The sequence below is a fragment of the Pedobacter sp. KBW06 genome (genome assembly GCF_003852525.1).
Classification (GTDB): Bacteria; Bacteroidota; Bacteroidia; order Sphingobacteriales; family Sphingobacteriaceae; genus Pedobacter.
Genome location: NZ_QAJL01000003.1, coordinates 1,421,857 through 1,446,407, shown reverse-complemented (window position 1 = coordinate 1,446,407; position 24,551 = coordinate 1,421,857). Strand labels below are relative to the sequence as shown.

17 protein-coding genes are annotated in these 24,551 nt (G+C 43.3%); 14 read left to right on the top strand and 3 right to left on the bottom strand.

Features of this window, described 5'->3' with window-relative positions:
• The first annotated feature begins 14 nt into the window (after positions 1 to 14).
• Complete coding sequence (locus DBR43_RS20820) at positions 15 to 1,280, top strand: glycoside hydrolase family 88 protein (RefSeq protein WP_124584305.1); 1,266 nt, start codon at positions 15 to 17, stop codon at positions 1,278 to 1,280.
• 46 nt (positions 1,281 to 1,326) lie between these two features.
• Here DBR43_RS20820 and DBR43_RS20815 read toward each other — a convergent pair whose 3' ends face one another.
• Entirely contained in the window at positions 1,327 to 2,316 is a 990-nt protein-coding gene (locus tag DBR43_RS20815; protein WP_124584303.1) for a YhcG family protein, read from the bottom strand.
• A gap of 268 nt (positions 2,317 to 2,584) precedes the next feature.
• On the opposite strand from DBR43_RS20815, the gene DBR43_RS20810 reads away from it, so the two are divergent.
• The 12 genes from DBR43_RS20810 (at position 2,585) to DBR43_RS20755 (ending at position 20,047) form a co-directional block, all read left to right on the top strand.
• Entirely contained in the window at positions 2,585 to 3,130 is a 546-nt protein-coding gene (locus DBR43_RS20810) for an RNA polymerase sigma-70 factor (protein WP_124584301.1), read from the top strand.
• 127 nt (positions 3,131 to 3,257) lie between these two features.
• Entirely contained in the window at positions 3,258 to 4,223 is a 966-nt protein-coding gene (locus tag DBR43_RS20805; protein WP_124584299.1) for a FecR family protein, read from the top strand.
• Between the two features lie 81 nt (positions 4,224 to 4,304).
• On the top strand, positions 4,305 to 6,917 hold the full coding sequence (locus DBR43_RS20800) for a TonB-dependent receptor (RefSeq protein WP_158622563.1): 2,613 nt from the start codon (positions 4,305 to 4,307) through the stop codon (positions 6,915 to 6,917).
• 86 nt (positions 6,918 to 7,003) lie between these two features.
• Positions 7,004 to 8,527, top strand: coding sequence for a pyridoxal phosphate-dependent decarboxylase family protein (locus DBR43_RS20795; RefSeq protein ID WP_124584295.1), 1,524 nt, complete (start codon positions 7,004 to 7,006; stop codon positions 8,525 to 8,527).
• Entirely contained in the window at positions 8,499 to 10,934 is a 2,436-nt protein-coding gene (locus DBR43_RS20790) for a GNAT family N-acetyltransferase (RefSeq protein ID WP_124584293.1), read from the top strand. The genes DBR43_RS20795 and DBR43_RS20790 overlap by 29 nt, the downstream gene beginning before the upstream one ends.
• Before the next feature lie 103 nt (positions 10,935 to 11,037).
• The gene (locus tag DBR43_RS20785; RefSeq protein WP_124584291.1) at positions 11,038 to 12,327 is read left to right on the top strand and encodes a lysine N(6)-hydroxylase/L-ornithine N(5)-oxygenase family protein; all 1,290 of its coding nucleotides are present in this window, start codon (positions 11,038 to 11,040) and stop codon (positions 12,325 to 12,327) included.
• A 6-nt stretch (positions 12,328 to 12,333) separates the two neighbouring features.
• Entirely contained in the window at positions 12,334 to 13,686 is a 1,353-nt protein-coding gene (locus DBR43_RS20780; protein ID WP_124584289.1) for an MATE family efflux transporter, read from the top strand.
• 13 nt (positions 13,687 to 13,699) lie between these two features.
• Positions 13,700 to 14,311 (top strand): Crp/Fnr family transcriptional regulator, encoded by a 612-nt coding sequence (locus DBR43_RS20775; RefSeq protein ID WP_124584287.1) that lies wholly within the window; start codon positions 13,700 to 13,702, stop codon positions 14,309 to 14,311.
• 56 nt (positions 14,312 to 14,367) lie between these two features.
• A complete protein-coding gene (locus tag DBR43_RS20770; protein WP_124584285.1) occupies positions 14,368 to 14,994 on the top strand; it encodes an FMN-dependent NADH-azoreductase in 627 nt (208 codons plus the stop codon).
• Positions 14,995 to 15,106: 112 nt separating this feature from the next.
• Positions 15,107 to 15,706, top strand: a complete 600-nt coding sequence (locus DBR43_RS20765) for a hypothetical protein (protein WP_124584283.1) — start codon at positions 15,107 to 15,109, stop codon at positions 15,704 to 15,706.
• A gap of 95 nt (positions 15,707 to 15,801) precedes the next feature.
• A complete protein-coding gene (locus DBR43_RS20760) occupies positions 15,802 to 18,240 on the top strand; it encodes a PIG-L family deacetylase (RefSeq protein ID WP_124584281.1) in 2,439 nt (812 codons plus the stop codon).
• An 88-nt stretch (positions 18,241 to 18,328) separates the two neighbouring features.
• Positions 18,329 to 20,047 carry a sodium:solute symporter gene (locus tag DBR43_RS20755; protein ID WP_124584279.1) on the top strand — a complete coding sequence of 573 codons (1,719 nt, stop codon included), beginning with the start codon at positions 18,329 to 18,331 and terminating at the stop codon, positions 20,045 to 20,047.
• 50 nt (positions 20,048 to 20,097) lie between these two features.
• Here the strand turns inward: DBR43_RS20755 and DBR43_RS20750 are convergent, their stop codons facing one another.
• Positions 20,098 to 20,946: a DUF2911 domain-containing protein gene (locus DBR43_RS20750; RefSeq protein ID WP_124584277.1), complete on the bottom strand. Its 849-nt coding sequence runs from the start codon at positions 20,944 to 20,946 to the stop codon at positions 20,098 to 20,100.
• A gap of 116 nt (positions 20,947 to 21,062) precedes the next feature.
• On the opposite strand from DBR43_RS20750, the gene DBR43_RS20745 reads away from it, so the two are divergent.
• Positions 21,063 to 23,630: a M1 family aminopeptidase gene (locus DBR43_RS20745; protein WP_124584275.1), complete on the top strand. Its 2,568-nt coding sequence runs from the start codon at positions 21,063 to 21,065 to the stop codon at positions 23,628 to 23,630.
• On the opposite strand, the gene DBR43_RS20740 is transcribed toward DBR43_RS20745, so the two are convergent.
• A complete protein-coding gene (locus DBR43_RS20740) occupies positions 23,602 to 24,456 on the bottom strand; it encodes a hypothetical protein (protein WP_124584273.1) in 855 nt (284 codons plus the stop codon). The two genes, DBR43_RS20745 and DBR43_RS20740, sit on opposite strands and share 29 nt — an antisense overlap.
• Positions 24,457 to 24,551: the final 95 nt, after the last annotated feature.

The window sequence follows — 24,551 nt, the reverse complement described above, 5'->3', positions numbered from 1 at the left end:
TATAAAACAATCAAATGAGACTAAACAACTTAATTAAGAAAAAACAGCCGTTGTTGCTGGCTTCGGCATTGGCACTTTCTGTCTGCGCTTCTTCCTTTTTATGGTTCTCTCCCAAGACAGAACTCATCGGAAAGGACTTTGCTGTAGCGGAAAAACAATACACCCAAATGCTGACAACGGCGAAGGACCTGAAGCTGTTTCCGCGTACGACCAATCCGGACGGATCTGTGAAATATACGGATGTACACGACTGGACCGGAGGTTTTTTTCCGGGAGGGCTATGGTATTTATATGAATATACCGGTGATGCGAAATGGAAAGCAGCGGCAGAACAATGGACTGCAGCATTGGAAGAAGGCAAATACAATACAGTGCATCATGATGTAGGTTTTGTGATGTATTGCAGTTATGGAAATGGTTTGCGTTTAACAAATAACCCTGCTTATAAAGACATCCTGATCCAGTCGGCGGAGTCACTATGCAGCAGATATGATGCAAAAGTTGGCTCAATCAAGTCCTGGAACCCAAAGCTGTCATGGGACAAGAAAACGATGTGGAAGTATCCGGTAATTATTGACAATATGATGAACCTGGAGCTGTTGTTCTATGCTTCGAAAGTAACCGGAAACCCTAAGTATAAAGACATTGCGGTTAGCCATGCTTTAAACGCGATGAGAGACCATGTGAGAAAGGATTACAGTTCTTATCATGTGATCAATTATGATGCGCAGACCGGTAAGGTCCTGAACAGCCAGACCAATCAGGGCTATTCTGACAATTCCACCTGGGCAAGGGGACAGGCCTGGGGAATTTATGGATTTACCATGGTGTACAGGGAAACCAAAGACAAGCGTTTCCTGGAGACGGCCAGGAAAATGGCTGATTTCTATTTGAAAAACAGCAACCTGCCGAAAGACAAGATTCCTTACTGGGATTTTAACGTGAACCAAAAGGGCTATCAGCCGGACTGGAAATATGATGCCGCTAAGTTTGCCGTTGTTCCCCGTGATGTTTCCGCGGCATCGGTGGCGACTTCTGCACTTTTTGAACTGAGTACCTATTTGGGGAAAGGTGGAAAAGCTTATTATCAGCAGGCGGAGCAAATGATCAATTCTTTATCAAAGGCGCCTTATTTAGCTGAGCCCGGTACGAATGCAGGATTTATTCTGAAGCATTCTGTAGGGAGTATTCCTCATACCTCAGAGATCGATGTTCCTTTGATTTATGCAGATTATTATTTCCTGGAAGCCTTGTTAAGGTATAAGAGACTTAAAGGATAAGTATTAAAGAAGATCAGCCTCATTTATGTGGGGGCTGATCTTTCTTTTATTCTTCCAGGTTGTCCAGTTCAAACCTGACACGGTCCTGATCCATCAATTGTTTCAATTCCAATTCATCAGGAAGGTACAGCCGGTACTTACTGGCAAATAATTTTTCATTTTCAGCCAATACCGAATATTTTACCAGGGTTTCATCTTTTTCTGTGCAAAGGATCATTCCAAGTGTAGGCTGGTCATCGGGACCTTTTTTCAAGTCATTGTACATTCTTACATACATATCCATCTGGCCAATGGCTTCATGACTAAGTTTCTGAGTTTTCAGATCGATCAGCACAAAGCATTTGAGGTAATAGTTATAGAATACCAGGTCTATAAAAAAGTCTGAGGTATCTGTTACGATGTGCTGCTGTCTGGCGACGAAAGCAAAACCTTTTCCTAATTCCATCATAAAATGCTGAATATGGTTGATTAAAGCCATTTCAATATTGCTCTCGGAAGCGGGCAGGTCTTTTGTAATTCCAAGAAACTCGAAAATATAGGGATCTTTTATGAGTTGTTTTGCTGCAGGTATTTCCGGATCATCTTCTTCCAGTATCCTTCCAATGTATTGGGTTTTGATATTTCTTTGGAGGGTTCTGGTATCCCAATTGCCTTCAACACAGTGCTGTATGTACCTCGATCTTAGTGATGTTGTTTCGAGGCGACTGATGATGCGGTAATGCGTCCAGCTCAATTCGGTACGCACTGCGTTCCAAATTGGAAAGGCATTGAAAAAAGAGCGGATATTATTGAGATTTCGCTCATCGAAGCCCTTCCCAAATTTAATGGTCAGTAATTTAGCGAGATTTTTCAGTGTTGCCTTACCATATATTGCTTTGGCTTTACCCTCCTGTTCATCTTCTATGATTAATTTTCCAATCTGCCAATACATCTGCAGTAAGATCTTATTGCTATTCTGGTAAACTCTTTGTTTGGCCTTGCTGACTACAAGGGATATTTCGGTATAAAGCCGGTCGTGCATTTCTAAGTCCTTCATTTTTATCATTGAATTGAGTATGCTGTTTTTTATAAGAAAGGTATCCTTTTGTCTAATTTTCTTATTTTACTTTATATTGTCACAATAGGTTAATAAATATTTTTATAATTTAATTCATCCAGCCTCATCCATCGTCTTTTCTTTATTTAAAGCAGGAGAAATTGCAGCAAAAGAAATAGCTGAAAGCGATTTGGCCAGGTTGAATAATTTGTGGCTTACACTTGTTTATAATCAGTCTAAATAATACCTTTGTCCAAAACACAGGGATTTGTCAGAGCACACCAACAATAGCGATTTAGTTGCCTTTCATTTAGATGAAAGATCGTTTCAGCAGTTGTATCGTACGTACTGGCAGAAAATATTTGGGATTTGTTATTGCTCGCTGAAGGATAAGGAGGTGGCTGCAGAGCTTACCCAGGATATTTTTGAATCGCTCTGGAAGCGCAGGGACACGCTGAAGCTTAGCTCCGGAATAGAAGAATATATGTTCCGTTCTGCGAAGCTGGAAGTCTTTCAATATTGCCGGACTACGGCCAACAGAAAAAGGATTCTTCAGCAAGCCTTGCAGGACCATACTAATGCCGGTACCTATACCGAAGATCTGTTGAAATACCGGGAGCTTGCTGCCAGTGTCAATTCTCTGGTCGATCAGCTACCCAGCAGGTCCCGTGAAATTTATCGTTTGAGCAGGGAAAAAGGGTTGGATAAGAAATCCATCGCCGAAATGCTGCTGGTTTCAGAGAAAACAGTAGAGTATCACCTGTATAAAGTACTTGATTTTCTCCGGGAAAACCTCGTAGATTACAACAGATAAAAAATAATTTAAAATTATTTAGCTTAATATCAGTGTCTTGCGATATTGTTTAGAATCAGTCTTAGGAAAAAGACCGAGTTAATCAGCTATACTATCAAATCACCGGGAGTAACCGGATTATTATTGGATGAGTATCAAAATAACACAAGAACTTTTAGAGCAATATCATCTCGGACTTTGCAGCGCAGCGGAGAAAGCTGCGGTAGAGGACTGGCTGGGCACAGCTTCTATTCACACTGACTTTCCTGAAGATACTGATCTCCAATTGATGGAAGATCAGGAATGGGACAGCTTGTCTCATCGTCTTAATTTAACTAAAAAACCTCGTCTGGTAATTTTTAAACCATGGATGAGGATTGTAGCTGCAGCTTGTTTTGCTGTAATTATCGGAACCGGAGCTTTGCTTTATGCCCTGCGGGATTCCGGACAAGGAATTGATCAGCGCCAGGCTGCGTTGACCTTTCTTGAAGTCAAAACCGGAAAGGGAGAGAAATTGAGACATATTTTGCCTGATGGTACCGTTGTTCAGTTAAATGCGCAAAGCAGTTTGAAATACCCAGAACATTTCAGTGATTCTTCCAGAGTCCTTGATTTTAGCGGAGAAGGCTTTTTTATAGTGGCAAAAGATGCCAACCGACCATTCCTCATCCATACTGCCCGAACCAGCACCAGAGTTCTGGGGACGAGTTTCAATTTAAAGGCTTATCCTGAAGATAAAGCAACCGAAATCGTGGTGACGGAAGGAAAAGTCAGTTTCTCTGATCAGGCCGGGAAGCAATCGGTTCTTGTTAATCCCGATCAGCGTGGGATTTATATTCCCGGAGAACCCTTGCTCAGCAGCAATGTTTATGCGGCAAAATATGCGGCATGGAAGGAAGGAAAACTGGTATTCGACAATGAAAAGCTTTCTGCAGTGGCGCTGAAAATGGAGCGCTGGTTTAATGTGAAAGTTATCATCGAAAGAGCAGGGTTGAAAGAAGACCGGTTTAGCGGAAAGTTTGATCAGCCAACGGTATCAGGAGTCATGCACAGCTTGTCTGTTGCCATTCAATTTAAATATAAAACAGAAAGGAACAGGATTATAATTTATTAAAAACATTAACCCGGTGTTTCATCGCCAAACTACGCACCGGGCATGTCAATCGAGTATATCAATTTAACACTTAACAAACATATGAAACACTTAATTACTGTCGGCAATATTTTCAAGAAATATTGCGGTCAGGATCCGATCCAAAAGAAAAAAAACACAAAAGCCATTTCAGCATTAGCATATACGCTGATTTTAATGTTGTTTTTCTCCTTAAATGTAGCCGCTCAGACGAGTATATTAGACCGTGCCGTAAACATTCAGCTAAAGAATGTACGTCTTTCCGACGCCTTATCCGCCATCGGTGATAAAGCAGGCGTAAATATTACTTACAGCAGTACCAAGCTGAACGTCGATAAAATTGTCACTGTAAATTCTGCTAATAAATCATTAAAAACATTGTTAAACGAGTTGTTGGGCAAATCGCTGAAAAGACTGGATGTCAAAGATAATGTCATTACGATAGAGACGAAGGAGGTACCTTCTGCGACCACTGAAAATATCCGGCAGATGGAAGATCTGGATGAAGTGGTGGTGGTCTCTTCCCGCACGCCTAAGCATATCAGCGATATCCCGGGAACAGTCTGGGTGGTAGACAGTGCTAAGCTGCAGGCACAGATCAGGTCTGGTGTTCCTTTAAAAGAAGCATTGGGCATCCTGATCCCAAGTCTTGACATTGGTAACCAGGGGAGGTCTAATTACGGACAGAACCTGCGTGGCAGAAATATCCTGGTGATGCTTGATGGTGTTTCATTAAACAGCAGTCGTGCCACCAACCGGCAGTTCGATGCGATTGACCCATTCAATATAGAGAAGATAGAAGTCTTATCTGGTGCCAGCGCTATTTATGGTGGTGATGCTACCGGAGGGATCATTAACATTGTGACTAAAAAGGCAAAAGCGCAAAAGTTATCTCTGGAGACCGAGGTTGGCGGAAGAAGCGGCCTGCGCAACAGTGGCGATCATGACCTGCGTTTTGCGCAATCCATTTCTGCAGGAAATGAGGTGGTGAAAGGAAGGCTGGGTTTTGCTTATCAGCAGAATGCCGGTGCCTTTGATGGCAAGAATCGCCAGATCGTGATTGATACCAAACAGAGTGATTTTCAGTACAACAGGACCATAGACCTCTTTGGTAATGTAGACATTAAGCCAGGGAAAAACCAGACGCTTAACTTTGATGCACAGTATTACGAATCCAAATACAACAGTGATAAGGGCTTATTCCTCGGACAAAATCTGGCGGGAGGCTTACCTGCAAATGCCAATAATGGCCAGGCTCCTGACCCATCCCTGCTCGACATCAGAGATGGTTTTAGTTCGGATGTCGTTCCACGCAGCAAAAGATTTTTTGTAAACGGACAATACCGGATTACTGATATTTTAGGTGGACAGAATTTCCAGTTTCAGGGCTATTGGAGAACAGAAAAATTGGATTTCAGTCCTTCTTTTCCCGAAGGAATTGTAAGAACCCGGGAATTGACCGTATCACCGGGAAATGTATTGCCATTGCCTTTGGCAGCTTCCCGTCAGAACACCAACCTTTGGGGTTTCCGAATGGTGCTTTCCAAACAGTTTGATCAGGTAAACCTGACCTATGGTGCTGATTTCGACAGGGAGAGTTTTATTGGGAAACAAGCATTTTTTGATGCGCCGACTACTTATAGTACCGGTGGTTTAACCAACCGGATTGCAAATACCCTTGGCCGTTTTCCGGACAACCGAATTGTTGGATTCTCTGGTTTTGCACAGGCAAGCTGGGCGGTAACTGATCAACTGGCTATTGCCGGTGGAATTCGCCGCCAGCACATGAGCGTATCTGTCGACGATTTCGTTCGTTTTCAGCAGCAGGTATCTGTGAACTATGGTGTGGGTACTTCTGCAGACGCCATTCCGGGTGGAAAGAACAGTTATAATGTCACTCTGTTTAATGGAAGTGTGATTTACAAACTGAACGACCAGCAGCAGGTATGGGCTAATTTTGCCCAGGGCTTTTCTGTTCCTGATCCGGCAAAAACTTATGGCATTGGTTCCTATCAAAGAGAGGGAGACCACTGGAAATTACTAAACAGCATCAATGTAAAAGACAGTCCTTTAAGCGGGGTGAAGACCAATCAGTTTGAACTGGGATGGAGGAGACCTGCAAAAACCGGTTTCAATGCACAGGCTGCAGTTTATTACTCGCTTTCCGATAAAGCACTGCTGACCAATTTCAGCACCTTTACCATTTCGCTGAGCGATCAGCATGTCCGCAATTATGGGCTTGAAGCGGAAGTCAGTTACCGTCAGGCGCCTGAAGGATTTGACGTAGGCGCAAGTGCACATGTGATTGTTGCGGAAATTAAAACACCCGCCGATGGCTGGAAAAGAAATTCCATCATCACCAATAATCCTTCAAAAGCAGTGGCATATGCGGGTTGGAAGGCCGATGATTTCTCTGTCCGTGTTCAGGGGGTACATACCTTTAACCTGAAAGACTATCAGGCACTGGAGTTGAAAGGTTTTACAACCATAGACCTTCTTGGAAGCCTGAAACTTCCCCTTGGTGTCTTGTCTGCAGGCGTACAAAATGTATTCAATAAGCAGTACCTGACCTTCTGGGGACAGCGCGCAGTGATCTTTTATGGTGCTCCATCAGAACTTTATCAATACAATGGCAGAGGCAGAACCTATATGCTGAGCTATTCCATTACGTATTAACATCCACCCTACATCTATAATCAAGAAACCTCATGAGCATCCCCCCGGGCTCATGAGGATTTCATCACCTATTAGAAACAACGAAAATGATAGCAAACTCAAACGTCAATTATGAAAATGAGGATGTGCTTGCTGCCCTGGCAGCGAATACCCCTTTTGATGATATTTTCTATGAAGGTTCTTCTGATGAATATATCAAAGCGATAGGTCTGGCCAGCAGATCTGTGGTCAGTTTCCTGCATAACAATAAAAAACCGTTCAGCGGGGTAAGTCCCGCTCAACTCAGGCCTCAGTTTGAGTCCATTAACCTCAATGAGCCACTTCCGGATTATGAAACGGTCATCTCAGAGGTCGAGCAACTGTACACCAAACATGCCATCGCCTTTCATCATCCCAAATATGTTGCCCACCTGAATTGCCCCGTTGTAATCCCTGCAATTGCCGCCGAAGTGATGATCAGTGCGATTAATTCATCCCTTGATACCTGGGACCAAAGTGCTGGCGGAACATTGATTGAACAAAAACTGATCAACTGGACTACCGGCGCGATTGGTTTCGGCGGACAGGCAGATGGGATCTTTACCAGTGGTGGTTCCCAAAGTAACCTCATGGGCTTGCTACTGGCCCGTGATCATTTTTCTATCGAACATTTAGGGCATAACATTAAAGAAAACGGATTGCCGGCAGAGGCTTCCCGGTTCAGGATTTTTGTTTCGGAAGCCGGACATTTCAGCATTCAAAAGAATGCTGCCATCCTTGGTCTGGGCGAAAAATCTGTGATCAGCGTAAGAACAGACCGCTCTTTTCGCATGAATACCGTATTGCTGGAAGATGCCATCCGCAGGGAAATTGAACTTGGTAATATCCCGATTGCAGTGGTGGCCACGGCAGGGACTACGGATTTTGGAAACATCGACCCCATGACGGAGATCGGACAGCTGGCCGCTAAATACAAACTCTGGTTCCATGTAGATGCAGCGTATGGCTGTGGTTTATTGTTATCAGATCAACACGGACATTTGCTGCGTGGCATGGAGCTGGCCAATTCGGTGACTACGGATTACCATAAAGCCTTCTTTCAGCCGGTAAGCAGCAGTGCTTTTCTGGTGAGCGATAAACGGTATTTCGGCCTGATTACCCATTATGCAGATTACCTCAATCCAAAAAGTCAGGATGACATCCCAAATCAGGTGAATAAATCTATTCAGACCACACGTCGTTTTGATGCCCTGAAATTGTGGTTTACCCTTCGGATTATGGGCAGAGAAAAGCTGGGGACTTACATCGATAAAATTATAGCAACCGCTGCTCAGGTAGCAGTCCTTCTTGATGCGCATCCGGATTTTGACTTGTTGAACCATTCCGATCTTTCTGCACTGGTATTCCGGTATAACCCATTCCTGATCAAACCGGTCAGTGCCACGAAAATGAACCAGTACATCAAAGCTAAAATGCTCCAGCAGGGCGATGCGCTTGTTGCCGGAACTAAAATTAACGGCGCATTTTACCTGAAATTTACCTTACTCAACCCATTTACAACCACTACTCACATTAAAAACATCCTCCTAACGATTAAAAAACATGGAAACGACTATATTGAAAACAACTGAGTTGCTGGAAGAGGCGATTGCAGTAAACTATACCGCATTATTGAATTGCTATTGCAGGGAATTCAGCAACTGGAGCCGGTATATGGGCATTCCCAAATACGATCAGCCGGTGGCGGATCATTTCATCGCTTCCGGATATGAGCAGCACCTCAGGATAGACTTTTCTTCCATTGACCTGGAAGTCTATGTCCCTTTAAAATATTTTTCAGAAAGTGGCCGCCATCTTTTCCATTTCCCTGTTGTTCAGCGGGACCTGAAAACGGATGAGATCAAATCAGTTAATCCTCATGATTTTGTCGGTTTAACGGTAAGCTATGGAAAAAGCCTGTATCCTGGAATTGATGCCGCGATCACACAGGCCCGTTTACAAAACAGCATTGATAACCTGGAGACTTATCTGAACCATTTCCTGGAAAACGGAGGACTGGTGAATGAAACAGAAATGTCTTTTATCCAGGCAGAGCAATCCTTACTGCTGGGACACATCGTTCATCCATTGCCAAAATCAAAACTCGGCTTTAATGAAGAAGACCTGTTGAAGTATTCACCTGAGACGGGTGGCAGGTTTCAGCTTCATTATTTTCTGATCCATAATGAAAACATCCTGGAAAAAACAGCCGATGATATTTTACCATCAGTCGTATTAAAAAAAGAACTTTTAAAACTGGCTGCAGAAGATGCACTGGTTTTTGGGCTCTTGCAGGAATATCCTGAATTTACCGTTGTTCCTATGCATCCCTGGGAGGCTGGTTATTTGCTTCAGCAGGAAGAAGTACAACAGATGCAGGCGGAAAATAGGTTGTTTAGCTTAGGACAATGGGGCGAATTTTTTACCGCAACGTCTTCCGTTCGTACCGTCTACAATGAGGATTGTGACTGGATGTTTAAGTTTTCCCTGCATGTGAAAATCACCAATTCGGAAAGGATCAATTTGTATCCTGAATTACACCGGGGATACGACATCAGCAGATTGCTGAAAACCGAATGGGGAAAGGGATTGCAAAGGGATTTTCCTGAAATTGATTTTATCGTTGATCCTGCTTTTATCGCCGTTCGTTTTAACAATAAAGTGATGAATGGGTTCAATATTTCCATTCGCCGCAATCCTTTTAAAGGAGAAGCCGGTACTAAGAATGTGACCCTGCTTGCTGCGCTTTGTCAGGATGGGATCTTAGGGCAACCTTCGAGGCTGAGTAAGCTCATTTCGACTGCCGCTGAAAAACAGGGAAAGCCGGTTTCCTATATTGCTGAACTCTGGTTTAAGCAATACCTGCACATCTGTATCAGGCCTGTTGTTGGCATGTTGAACAAATATGGCCTCGCTTGTGAGTTCCACCAGCAGAATGTAATGGTAGAGCTGGATAAAAACCTTTTTCCGGCAAAGCTGTATTTCAGGGACAATCAAGGTTTTTTTTTCAGAGAAGGCAGACAGGCTGAGGTGAGCGCTGCAATTCCCGGTATTGCCGAGGAAAGCCAGTCGATCATGAATGAGGCTTACCTGGCACCAAAATATACCTATTACCTGGCCACGAATAATATTCTTGGAGTCGTAAATGCCTTTGGTTCTCAGGGACTCGCAGAGGAGAAAAGATTGCTGGATCTGGTTTACAAAGAGTTCAAAGACCTGGAGGATACCGATGAAACAGGTTTGGTCAGCTATATTCTGAACAGCCGCAGCTGGGATACCAAGGCCAATTACCTGACCAGCTTACAAAACATCAATGAGGCGGATGTATCTATGGAATATCCTGCTGTTTTTAGGGATGCCCCAAATCCACTGAGTAAATATTTCTTATGTCATGACCTGATCAAGCCTCTGGGTAAAGAGGTGGTCTATACCCGTTATTTTGAAGCGCAGGACATTAAGGTCACACTTCGTCCCTTCGACATTGACCGTGACCTGGAATTGGTTCATGAATGGTTCAACCGTGAACATGCGATTCCTTTCTGGAAAATGAACGGTCCGATCCGAAACCTCGAGACTTTTTACCGGACCATATTGCCAAGTGATGAGATGCACAGTTTTATCGGTGAGATCAATGGTGTTCCTGCATTTACCTTTGAGCCTTACTGGCCTATGAGAGATGTTGTGGGGGCACATTATGATGCCTTGCCAACGGATCATGGAACTCATTTCTTTGTTGCAGAAACACAGAAAGACAAGAAGTTTTCTTTCCAGTCTTTCCAGGCTGCATTGGATTGGATCTTTGCACAGCCGGAGGTAGGCAGGTGTATCGGAGAGGCATCCAGTGATGCGATCGCCTGTAATAAACTGATTGTTAAATTGGGATATAGCTTGCAGGGCATCATCGAAATGCCACATAAAACAGCCAGTCTGACCTTTTGTACCCGGGAATCTTATTTTGAAAAATGTCCGGAAAGTAAATCTGTTAATTCCCTATTGTAAACCCTCTCTCGTTTAATTTCAAATACACCTTGTACTCCGGCAGACCTGCCGGTTTACAGGGTGTTATGTATCAGTAACATCACATTTGTAAAATATATTTAAGTTGAGCACTACAAAAAAATACGATATCATAGGGATTGGAATTGGTCCTTTTAACCTCGGCCTTGCCGCATTAAGTGAACCTGTAAAGGAATTATCCACGTTATTTCTGGACCGTTCGGCAGCGTTCGACTGGCATCCGGGCCTCATGCTGGACTCGGCTACTTTACAAGTGCCTTTTATGGCTGATTTGGTGACGATGGCAGATCCTTCCAGCAAATACAGCTTTCTTAACTTTTTAAAGGAAACAGACCGCCTGTATAAATTTTACATCAGGGAGAACTTTTACATCCTGCGCAAAGAATACAATGTCTATTGTAAGTGGGTGGCCGAAAGCCTGTCCAATTGTTTGTTTAGCAGGGGGGTAGAGCAGGTGGAGTACATTGCAGCCGAAAAACACTACTGTGTACAGGTGAACAACAGTCTGACTGGCCGGGAAGAAATCTATTATGCAACAAAGATTGTACTCGGGACAGGTACTACACCTTGTTTTCCAGACCTTGATGGCGGCATCCCGGCTGAGCAGGTGATTCATACTTCGGATTATTTGTCCAATCGTGCAGAAATTGTAAAAAGAGGATCTGTCGCCTTAATTGGCTCCGGACAAAGTGCGGCTGAGATCTTTCAGGACCTTTTGCCGGAAACGGAAAATGGTTTGCACATGAGCTGGTTTTCCCGCCCTGACCGCTTCTTTCCCATGGAGTATTCCAAACTCACACTGGAACTGACCTCGCCGGAATATGTAGACTATTTCTATAATATGGCTGCTGAAAAGCGCAAAGCGATCCTGTTGAAACAGCCGCCACTTTATAAGGGCATCAGCTTTGACCTGATCAATGAGATTTTTGACCAGCTTTATGAAATGAGTGTTGACAACAAACCTTTGAATGTCGAATTGAGGCCATGCAGTCAGCTGGATCAGATTAGCCAGGATGCATCGGGAATGAACACCTTACATTTCACTCAGGTACAGCAACAGCAATCCTTTACCCATAAAGCTGCATTTGTGGTACTGGCCACAGGATATAAGTATAAAACACCAGCCTTTATCAAAGGGATGGAAAGTCGGATCGCCAGGACTGAAGATGGTTTGTTTGATGTGAAACGCAATTACAGTATCGGTAAGGAAGAGGATGATATTTTCGTTCAGAATGCGGAGTTGCATACCCATGGATTTGTTACCCCGGATTTGGGAATGGGTGCTTATCGCAATGCGAGCATCCTGAATGCCATTACAAAAAGGGAAGTTTACAAAGTGGAAAGCAAGATCGCCTTCCAGCATTTCGGAATATAACAGCGGATGACCAGTCAAAAACATTTCATCCTGAACGGACCTTTGAAAAGAGTGATGTGGCAAACCTCCTGGCCGGCAGTTCTGGCGATTGTGCTGTATGGGCTTAACAATTTCCTGGATGCCATTCTTGTGGGCCATCTGATGAACAGTAATGCCCTGGCCGCAGTTGGGATTGCCTATCCCTTGTCGCAGATTACACTCGGTTTTGGCCGTTTGATCGGGATCGGGTCCAGTGCTTCCATCAGCATGTGGCTTGGGTCCGGGCAACAGGATAAACTGTATCGGGTGTTTGGGACGGTGAATGTACTTTCTCTGTTTGGTTCCCTGCTCTTTTCCATTCCTGCCTACGTTTTTGCGGAACAGCTGGTTCATATGATGGGGGCAAGGGGAGAAATGGCAGTACTTTCTGCCGAGTATTTTAGGGTCACCTTATTGGGTTCCTTGTTTTGGATTCATGGTTTCTCCGTTAACATGATGATTCGGGGAGAGGGCAAAATGAGAACTGCTGCCTGGATGATTGGCCTCGGCTTAGGAATTGATGTCTTATTGAAACCCATTTTTATTGCTACCCTTGGCTGGGGCGTCTCGGGCGCCGCATGGGCAACCAATGTCGGAATGATCTTATATTCTGTTTTGGGCTTATGGCATTTTTCCAAAGGGAAGGCATCCTTTAAAACGAAATGGACTTCTTTTGATTTCGATAAAAGCATTGCCTTGAAAATTTTGTCTCTGGGCTTACCGGAAATGATCTTTACGGTGATGGCGGTATTACAGAATCTGGTGGTGTTTAATGCGCTCTCGCGTTTTGGTTCTGAACCAGATCTGGTATTTTATACCGTGGTGAACCGGTTTTATCTGTTCTTATTGACCCCCTTGTTTGGTTTGATGAGGGGCTTACAGCCGGTTGCGGGAATGAATTATGGTGCAGGACAATTGCTTCGCGCCCGACAATCCCTGCTGATCTTTATTGGTACAGGGCTGCTGGTTGTGCTTCCTTTCTGGGCGGTGATGATGTGTTTTCCTCATCAGGTACTTTCTGCAATCATGCCCGACATGGTCATTACCGGTAAATTGATTCATAACCTTAGGATCTATATGTCTGTATTGCCGCTCCTGCCTGTGATTGTGATGGCGCTATCGTATTTCCCGGCGATTAACGAAGGGAAGAAAGCCAGCATTCTTGCCATTTCCCGGCAGGCGCTATTTTACCTTCCTCTCATGTATGTATTGCCTTTGTTTTTCGGGATTGACAGTGTGTATTGGGGAAGCGCGGCGATTGATTTGATGATGACCCTGGTTACACTTGTTTTTTTATGGCGGAGCTTCAAACCGGCAGTTTTTCAGGAGGGAATTTTATAAATTTACCTGGAAAATGCCATTAAGGATCAATTTGAGCTCAATACAGAAATTAACCGATAACATTTCGAAGCAGGTCAGACTTAGCGAAGTGGAGATCCTGCTCATCAATTCATTCTGGACGAAAAAGGTGCTGGATAAAAATGACTACCTGTTGAGAAACGGAGAGATTTGCCGTACAGATAATTATATCATATCTGGAACCTTAAAAGCATTCTATATCAATGCGGATACCGGACAAGAGGAAATTCTTTACTTTGCGACAGATGAATGGTGGGCCACAGATATAGAGAGTTTTCGCAGGCAGGAACCTTCCATATACAACATCCAGGCATTGGAAAAGACCGAGCTTTTGCAGATTAATTTTGCTTCTTTTCAAAGGATGCTGGAGCAGATTCCTGCTCTGGAAAGATATTTCAGGATTATTTTGGAAAGTTATCTGGGTACTTTGCAGCGAAGGATTGTAATGAACAATGTCCATAATGCAGAATCCCGGTATTTGGATTTTCTGCAAAACTATCCAAAACTTGCTGCTAAAGTGCCGCAATACCTTATTGCTTCCTACCTGGGGATTTCTGCTGAATTTTTGAGCAGGATCAGGCGAAGAAATAAAAAGCCATTGAACTAGGTCAATATTTTTGAGGTTCCTGATGCTGAATTTTGCTTTCCTAAAATTTAAAGCAAATGAAGAAATTACTCATTATTAACGCAAGTGTCAGAGGGGAACGATCGTATAGCAGAATGTTGACGCAGTTATTTATTGACAACTGGAAAAGCAGGTATCCGGAGGATCGTTTTACACTCCGGGAGATCGGACTTGAAGTTATACCAGCCATTGATGAAAAATGGATTGCAGGTGCCTTTTTAAAATCAGAGGATAAGAACGCTGAAAATCAGGCAGCGTTGCAATTCAGTAATGAATTGGTTCGGGAATTGAAAGAACATGATATCTATGTGATTGGAACTCCTATGTATAACTGGTCGATCCCCAGCGGGTTGAAATCCTATATTGATCAGGTGATGCGGATCAATGAAACCTGGAAGTTCCGGTCTGGTAAACCGGACGGGGATTACATAGGCTTGCTTGAAAATAAAAAGATGTACATCCTTTCCAGCAGAGGTGATACGGGTTATGGGAAGCATGAAAAAAATGAGAGTATGAATTTTCAAACCAGCTATTTGCAGTTCGTGTTTGGAATGATGGGGGTCAAAGACGTAAGCACCATTTCACTGGACAACGAAGAGTTTGGAGGAGAAATCTTTGAAAAATCGAAGCAGGAGATTTTTCAGGTTATAAATGCGATCGGCTAAACCGGAAGGAAATAAATTCTGCTGATATCTTTTGAGGGATTCGTCCGTTATAGCTAAATGGCGCTATTATTGTACCTTTAAATCTGCACACAAAGAAAACAACAGATATATCATGAAAAAGATCATTTTCCTTTGCCTGACGGCAATTATTATTCAGAGTTGTGGGATTGGCAATCAAGCCAGCCAAATAAAAGCGCTGGAAAAATGCACGTACAAAATCCATTCAGCTGATCAGATTTCTCTGGCAGGTACCGATGTTAAAAGGCTGCTAAACAACCAGGATCTCAATTTAGGAAGTCTTCCGGGGCTGGCCTTGGGTCTGTTAAGGAAAGACATCCCATTAAAGGCGAGGTTAAACCTCGAAATTACCAACCCAACTTCAAATGCAGCAGCGATCAATGAGTTTGAATATAAAATCCTGATCAACAGACAGGAGCTTGTAAATGGATTTGTGAATCAGGAAGTAAACATTCAGCCCGGGCAATCTACTACAGTTCCATTGGATATGATTGCAAACATCTATCCTTTTGTAACCAATAGCAAGGTGATGAATGAAATCACTGAATTTCTACAAGGCAATAAGAATGGTGGAGAGAAAAAAGGAATTCTGACTTTAAAAATCAGACCAAGCTTCAAAGTTGGTGGAACATTGGTGAAATATCCCGGATTTATCACCATTGATAAAGAAGTAAGCAGCAAGATTCTCCTATAAGACAAGTCGTCTTTTTCAGGATTGTTACGGATATTGACGGAATTAAGTTTCAGATTGGGGATGTTTTATTTACATTCGAACATTAAGATCTGTATATGAAATTTCGTCAATACCTGTTTTCATTACTCGTTGTGTTTCCTTTTTTTATAAAGGCGCAATACAGTCCAACACTCAACGCTGCCGAGATAAAACAAGGCTTGGAAAGCTTAAATGTTAGCGGGAGCGTCTTGTATATTGCTGCGCATCCCGATGATGAAAATACCCGGTTGCTGGCTTACCTTGCCAAGGAAAAAAAGGTAAAGGCAGGTTATCTTTCCCTAACCAGAGGGGATGGGGGCCAGAACCTGATCGGTACAGAACAGGCCGAACTCTTAGGTCTGATCCGGACGCAGGAACTGCTTGCTGCCCGGAGAATGGATGGAGCGGCACAATTCTTTACGAGGGCCAACGACTTTGGTTTCTCAAAAAATCCGGAAGAAAGCTTTAAGATCTGGAACAAAACAAAAATTCTTTCCGATGTAGTCTGGGTGATCCGTAAGTTTCAACCCGATGTCATCATTACCCGTTTTCCTGAAGATGCCCGTGCAGGACATGGTCATCATTCCGGTTCTGCCATCCTTGCGCGGGAAGCCTTTGCTGCCGCTGCAGATCCTAAACAGTTTCCGGAGCAACTTGCTTTTGTGAAGCCATGGCAGGCCAAACGCATCGTTTGGAATACTTTTAATTTTGGAGGAACGAATACCACTTCAGAAGATCAGCTGAAAATTGATGTAGGTTCGTACAATGCACTATTGGGCAAAGGTTATGGAGAGATTGCTGCAGAAAGCAGGTCTAACCATAAGAGCCAGGGATTTGGGTCTTCCAGACAGCGGGGCTCAGCAATTGAATATTTTAGCCCTGTAGCTGGTGAAAAAGCGAAATCAGATCTCTTTGAAGGAATCGATTTTACTTTAAACAGGAACTCCGGTATGTCTGAAGTTCAGAAATTGTTAAACGATATCAATGCGACTTATCAGGTTTCAAACCCTTCCGCTTCGGTAGCCAAACTTTTAAAGCTGCGTGAGCTGGTTAAAGGAAAACCTTTCAAACAGGAGTTACTGGATGAACTCATCCTTGCCTGTTCAGGAATCTGGATAGAAGTAGCGGCTTTAAATCCTGCCTATGCCGTTAATGATTCCATCACGGTAAAAATACAGGCCATTGCAAGGGTAAAAGAAGATTTTCCATATTCCATCAATATTCAGGAAATGCAAAGTAAGGTGAAGGCCGATCTTTCTCCGAACAGAATGATGGCGATGGACCGTAAGATATTTGGGAGTACCGATCAGCTTAGTCAGCCTTACTGGCTGGCAAAAAAGCATGGACAAGGCAGTTATGAAGTGGATGATTTAGCCCTGATTGGCCTTCCTGAAAACCATGCCCTGGTTAACGGAATATTCAAAATCAAGATCGGTGATCAGATCATAGAGAAGAAATACCCGGTGATTTATAAATTTACCGACCCTGTAAAAGGAGAGGTATACCAGCCATTGGTAATTGCTCCTCCGGTGACGGCTACCATTAGGGAGAAAGCTTTTCTGTTTAACGGGAATGAAAGTAAAACCATTCCTGTTGAGCTGCAAGGCTTCCGCGATCAGGTTGCCGGAACATTGATTCCTCAACTCCCTGAAGGATGGAGCATCAGTCCGGAGAAGATTGATTTTAAGCTCGGTAAAAAAGGAGAACAACAAAGTGTGTCCTTTAAACTGAGTCCTTCCGCAAAATCAGCTGGCGGAGATTTCGCTTTAAATGTAATGGTGGATGGCAAAAGCTTTCATCAGGGCTTGCGTGTACTGAGCTATGATCACATTCCTGTGCAAACCTTATTCCCTTTTTCGGAAGCCAGAATCGACCATACGGATTTGAAAACTGCAGGTAAAAGGATCGGATTTATTGCAGGAGCAGGAGACCTGGTTCCGGAATCTTTAAAACAGATTGGTTTTGAGGTGCAGCTGCTTTCCGAGCAACAGGTGATCCAGGGAGACCTTTCCGCTTTTGATGCCATCGTGACCGGGGTTCGTTTGTACAACATTAATGAACAGCTCAATGCGATGCAGCCTAAACTCCTGAAATATGTGGAGAATGGTGGTGTTCTGCTTGTTCAGTACAATGTAAATTCGCCATTGAAAAGGAATGATATCGGGCCTTATCCTTTTAGCTTATCCAGAGACCGGGTAACGGAGGAAGATGCAGCAGTAACTTTGCTGGCACCAAATCATCCGGTGTTAAACTATCCGAACAAAATCAGCCTCAAAGATTTTGAGGGTTGGGTGCAGGAGCGGGGTTTATACTTTGCGGTAGACCTTGATCCTAAATATACCCCGATTCTGGAGATGCATGACACGGGAGAATCTGCAAAGAACGGTTCTCTGATTGTTGCTGATTATGGCAAAGGAAGGTTTGTATATACTTCTCTTGCTTTCTTCAGGCAATTGCCTGCCGGGGTACCGGGTGCCTTCCGTCTGTTTGTTAATTTAATCTCGAACAAAAAATAATGGAGAATTACAGGAGCTTTTATCGTTTCCTGATTGGCTGGCTGATCTTCCTGATCCTGATTTTTTATGCATTTACTAAATATTTTCAATGAGTAGTGTAGATTGGGGCGTATTGATCCTCACCTTGGTCGTGATTGTTGTTTACGGCGTTTATAAGAGTCGCGGGGCCCATAATATTCAGGGATATCTTCTGGGCAATCAAAGTTTACCCTGGTACCATGTTTGCCTTTCGGTGATGGCTACGCAGGCCAGTGCCATTACTTTTTTGTCTGCCCCGGGTCTTGCTTATTCTTCGGGGATGAGCTTTGTGCAGTTTTACTTCGGTTTGCCCTTAGCGATGATTGTATTGTGTATTACCTTTGTGCCGATCTATCACCGGCTGAAAGTATACACTGCTTATGAATTTCTGGAACAACGGTTCGATTTAAATACCAGGGCATTAACGGCCTTTCTGTTTCTGATCTCCAGGGGTCTTTCTACCGGGATCACCATTTATGCGCCCTCGATTATCCTTTCCACGATCCTGGACATCAACACCACTTATACGACACTGTTTATCGGAAGTTTAGTGGTCTTTTATACGGTATATGGCGGTACAAAAGCCGTATCCTATACTCAAATGCTGCAAATGAGCATCATTTTCTGCGGACTTTTTGCGGCGGGAATTATGGTGGTTCATTTATTACCGGGAGATATCGGTTTTGGCAAAGCGCTCAGCATTGCCGGAAAGATGGGGAGAACAAATGCGATTGATTTTAAGTTTGATTTCCAAAACCCTTATACGATCTGGTCTGGATTGATTGGCGGTTTCTTCTTACAGCTTTCTTATTTCGGAACTGATCAAAGTCAGGTGGGACGTTACCTGTCTGGCGCCTCCGTAAATCAAAGCAGGTTAGGCTTGTTGATGAATGGGCTCGTAAAGATCCCTATGCAGTTTCTTATTTTACTGATAGGCGTGCTGGTGTTTACGTTTTATCAATACAACCGTCCACCTATTTTCTTCAACAGCTTTGAACTGAATAAGCTCGAGAAAAGTGAATATAATCCGGAGTTGAATAAGTTAAAGGCCGATTATGACCTCGCCTTTAAAGAAAAGCAACTGGTCGTTGATAAGATGAACCAGGCCCTGGATCAGGACAATAAAACCGAGATCGACCTTCAGCGGAAGGCGCTGCAAGCTGCCGATGAAAAAGGGAAAGGGATCCGGAAAGAGGTGACCGATCTGATGACCAAAAATGATAAGACTGCAGACATCAACGATAACAATTATATCTTCCTCAGCTTTGTGACGCAATACCTGCCAAAGGGATTGATTGGTTTACTCATCGCCATTATCTTTCTGGCATCCATGGGTTCTACCGCCAGCGCATTGAATTCTTTGGCCTCGACTACGGTAATTGATATTTATAAACGACTCATCCGGAAAAAGGGATCTGATCATGAGTACCTGCAAGCCTCCAGATGGGCAACCGTATTCTGGGGCGTGGTCTGTATCATTATGGCATTGTATGCCAGTAAAATCGGAAATCTGCTGGAAGCGGTGAATATTCTCGGCTCCTACATTTATGGAACTATCCTGGGGGTATTCCTGGTTGCGTTCTATCTGAAGCAGGTGAATGGAAGGGCTGTATTCCTGGCAGCCATCGTAGCAGAAACAGCGGTGATCTTTATTGGCCAGCAGAAATGGGTGGCTTATTTATGGCTCAATGTGATTGGCTGTTTGCTGGTGGTGCTGGTTGCGGTTATCCTGCAACGAGTCATAGGAAAAGATAAACCAAAAGAGATCAAAAAAGAATCCCTGTCATAAGCACAACAGGGATTCTTTAAATAGCCATGGGCTATAAAATGCGGTTAAGCTTATTTCTTAGCTTCAGCCAATAATGCACTGTTTAACCTTACATATTCTTCAATTTTAGCTTCTGTAGCTAATTTGATTCCAGCTTCTGCGGTTGCAATGGCACCTGCTTTATCGCCTTTTTTCAATTGAATACGGCCTTTCCATAATTTTACCCATGGTGCTTTGCCATCTGCTGCTTCCGCTGCATTGACCCATTCTAAAGCTTTATTCAGGTCTTTACCATTTTCATAGTAATATTGTGCTGCCGCGAAATAAGGTTTTTTCTCCCCTTTCATTGCTTCATCAATACTTGCCATTACCTGTGCATCAATTTCTGTAGACAGGTCAATGTTTAATCCTGTGTTTTCCCAGGCCAGTTGGATCTGAGCTGTGGTTGGAAGAACATTGGCAAACTGAATGGTAAAGGTTTCCACTTTTTCTTTAAGTTTCACTGGTTTAACCTTGATGCGCAACACATCTTCTGCTTCTTTGTATTCATAAGCACCCCATTGTTTGGAGTCCTTGTTGAATATTACCGTCCATTCATCTTTACCGGGAATGGTAAATAAACCATAAGTTCCGGCAGCTAATTCCTGACCACCTACTTTTACTGCATCGCTGAAAGTGATGGAGGTTGCTCCGTTTGCTCCGGTACGCCAAACCTTATCAAAAGGTTCCATTGCTCCGAAAATTTTGCGGCCTTTTGTATTTGGACGTGAGTAAGAGAGCGTCACTTTTCCTAATCCAAAGCCTTGTGTGATGGTTTGAGCAGAACTCGCCTGTGGCAATTTAACGCCCTGGGCCTGAAGCTCCGTGTTTAATGATACTGCTAATGCAAGAATCAGTACCGTCTTTAATGATGTTTTCATCTGATTTAAGTTTTGTTGCTACTAAATTACATTAAAGAATGCTTATTTCAGTGATATCCATCCTTTGTTCTTAAACTTGACAGATAAATTAGAAAATCATTACTTAAATTAGCCAAATGCTTAATGTACGTCATATTCTTCCGGTATTTGCTGCCGTTCTGGTTTCCTGTTCAGGAATAAAATCTGCCTCGGTTGTTTATCCGGAAAAGGGAGTTTCCCAACAACTTGCCAATCATAGAAAGGAAGTCATCAGTAAAGTTCATTATCAGCTGGAACTGGATATTCCTGCCCAAAAGGATCAGAAAATCGGCGCTGTGGAGAAGGTTTCTTTTCAATTGAAATCAAAAAAATATTCGGTAGAGCTTGACTTTAAGGAGGATCCGGCGAAGCTTAAAAGCATTGCGGTGAACGGTGTCCCGATTGAACTTTTGCATGTGGATGAGCACATCATCATTGCGGCTAAATACTTAAAGGTTGGAGAAAATGTAGTTGATTTGGAATTTACTGCAGGAGATGGTGCATTGAACCGGAATTCGGATTATTTGTATACTTTATTTGTTCCGGACAGGGCAAGAACTGTCTTTCCTTGTTTCGATCAGCCGGATTTGAAAGCCGTATATACCCTGACCTTAAAAGTTCCGGCCGACTGGAAAGCAATTGCCAATGGCGGACTAAAAGACTCTACTTTAGCCGGATCACGTAAAACCTATCATTTTAAAACCTCAGATACGATCAGCACTTATCTCTTCGCTTTTGCTGCGGGTAAATTCAAATCTGCTAAAGGGGAGATGGATCATTTGCAGGCGAACTTTTTGTACCGGGAAACTGATACGGCCAAAATCAACCATAGCCTCAGCGAAGTCTTTAAAATTCATGGAAGTTCCCTGAAGTTTCTGGAAGACTGGACGGGGATTCCTTATCCGTTTCAAAAGTTTGACTTTGTATCTATTCCCGATTTTCAGTTTGGAGGAATGGAACACGTAGGCGCAATTCAATATAAAGAATCGGCTTTGTTTCTTGATGCGGGTGCCACAAAAGACCAATGGAATTCCAGGAATAACCTCATTGCCCATGAAACGGCACATATGTGGTTTGGTGATCTGGTGACGATGAACTGGTTCACCGATGTCTGGATGAAAGAAGTTTTTGCCAATTTTATGGCAGATAAGAGCACGGAGGCCATTACTGGAAAGGATGTGTTTGACCTTAAATTTTTAGTAGACCATTTCCCTGCTGCCTATGGGGTGGACCGCAGTATTGGTGCGAATCCCATCAGACAGGATTTAAATAATTTAAAAGATGCGGGAACGCTTTATGGCAATATCATTTACCACAAAGCACCGATCATGATGCGGCAATTGGAGCGCCTGATGGGGAAAGAGAAATTCCGGCAGGGCGTAAGGGAGTACCTGAAGAAGTTTTCCAATGGCAATGCATCCTGGCCTGAGCTGATTGCCATTCTGGATAAATATGCAGATGCGGATTTACAGGAATGGAACAAGGTTTGGGTAAATGATACCGGCAGACCTGTTGTAGATTATGTGCTGGAACAGAAAGATCATAAAATCAGCAGGTTTAGCATTCAGCAAAAACCGGAATATGGAAAAGATAAAATCTGGCCGCAGCTTTTTGAAGTCAGCTTGCATTATCCTGGCAGTGTTAAAGAATTGACGGTAAATCTGAATGCGGCAGAGGTAGAGCTGAAAGAGGTGATCGGAATGGATGCTCCTTTATTTGTACAGTTCAATTCTTCTGGTCAGGGCTATGGTTTATGGCCTGTAGATCCGGGAATGTTTAAAAGTCTGTATGCCATTGATAAACCACTGGAGCGCGCTTCAGCTTATATCTCTTTATATGAGAACATGTTGAGCGGCAGGTCTGTAAAGCCGGCTGAACTTTTGAACCTTTTCATTGCCGGGCTGGATAAAGAAAAAGAAGAGCTGAACCTCAAGCTCATCAGTGGTTATATTTCTACGATTTTCTGGGAATTTACTGATGCAGGTGGAAGGTTGCAGCAAGCAGCTTCGCTGGAACGGGCACTTTGGAAAGCAATGGGGAACCAGACTTCAGCCAACCATAAAAAGCTGCTTTTTAAAACCTATCAGGATATCTTTTTATCTAAAGAAGCGGGCCGTCAATTGTATCAGATCTGGAAGGACCGGAAGGCGCCTGAAGGCCTGAAACTCTCTGAAGATGATTATACGGCTTTAGCGTTTTCACTGGCACTCCGGGAAGAGGACAATTCAGCTATCCTGAAAGCACAATTGGACAGGATCAGCAATGAAGACCGGAGGAAACGTTTCGAATTTATTATGCCGGCAGTGTCTTCTGTTCCTGCAGACCGGGACGCGTTTTTTAAAAGCCTGGAGTTAAAAGCAAATCGCGCAAAGGAGTCGAATGTGGGGGTTGCCTTATATTATTTGCATCATCCGCTCCGGCAAGCTACTTCAGTGAAGTACTTGCCTAAGAGCCTGGAGATGCTGTCAGAAATTCAAACTACCGGAGATATTTTCTTTCCACAGAACTGGTTGTCCGCTACTTTTAGCAATTATCAGACTGAGGAAGCCGTTCAGGTGGTGACAAATTTCCTGAAAGCGCATCCTGATTACAATCCTAAGCTAAAGGCCAAAATCCTGCAGTCGGTTGATTACCTGTTCAGGGCAGAACGCCTGTTGAAGAAGTAAGGTCCGGTTTGATCACTTTGTAAGTAATTTTCATGGTTTCTGTGCTATTTCCCTTTTTGATGGTGATTTCTGAAGGGTAGTTATTGCTGTTATAGATATAACTGAACGTCTTGTTTTCCGATGGGCTTTTGAGGGAAGAAGCGCTTAAGGGATTGCCCTTTCCCATGCTGAGCTCAGCATATGCTTCTTCCAGAAAGAACAAACTGGCGTAAGGAAGGTTAATGAATATTCCAGTTTTATCGTCGTAAGTCCAGCTCCGTGATTCGCTGATGCTCTTTTTGATACTGGTTGTGGTTTCCGGATTTCCTGTGGTCCCATAAGTCCGGCTTTCTTCTTCAAGGAGGTTTGGGACAGCATCATATTTTTTAGTGCTGATGATGGATTGTTTGTCGTACCCGACCACATACTGATTCAGCAGGATTAGACCTGCACTGCTGTTGTCCCAGTTTTGTATTTTGCTGATGCGGAATTCAGCGTCCAGTGCATAGCTAAAATACCGGAATAGTTTATTGTTCTTATACCGTTCCAGTCTTTGGGGATAACCTGTTTTCGTGTAGACGATTTTACATACCTCTCCGTTAGGATAACTGATCTCATTCAGCAAAGATTTGCCCTCCTGGTATTTCAGTTCGGTGACCAGCTTTCCCGTTTCAATTTTTACAGGAATCAGGATCTCCTTCAAAGGTTCTTTCTTTTCTTCCTCCGGCAAAGAATCGCTCAAGGGATTTTGTTTTTTGCAGGCCTGGGCAAAAAACAACAGAAGGAATGCAAATCCGTAAACCGGGATTTTTAGGTTGTTGCGGTTAAAATCAATTTTTAGAATCATAATTAAATGAGATTGATGAGTGGTGAATCTATACAATATTATTTCTATAAAGTAATATTTGTAACTAATAATTAATTTATTGTTGTTTTATGTTG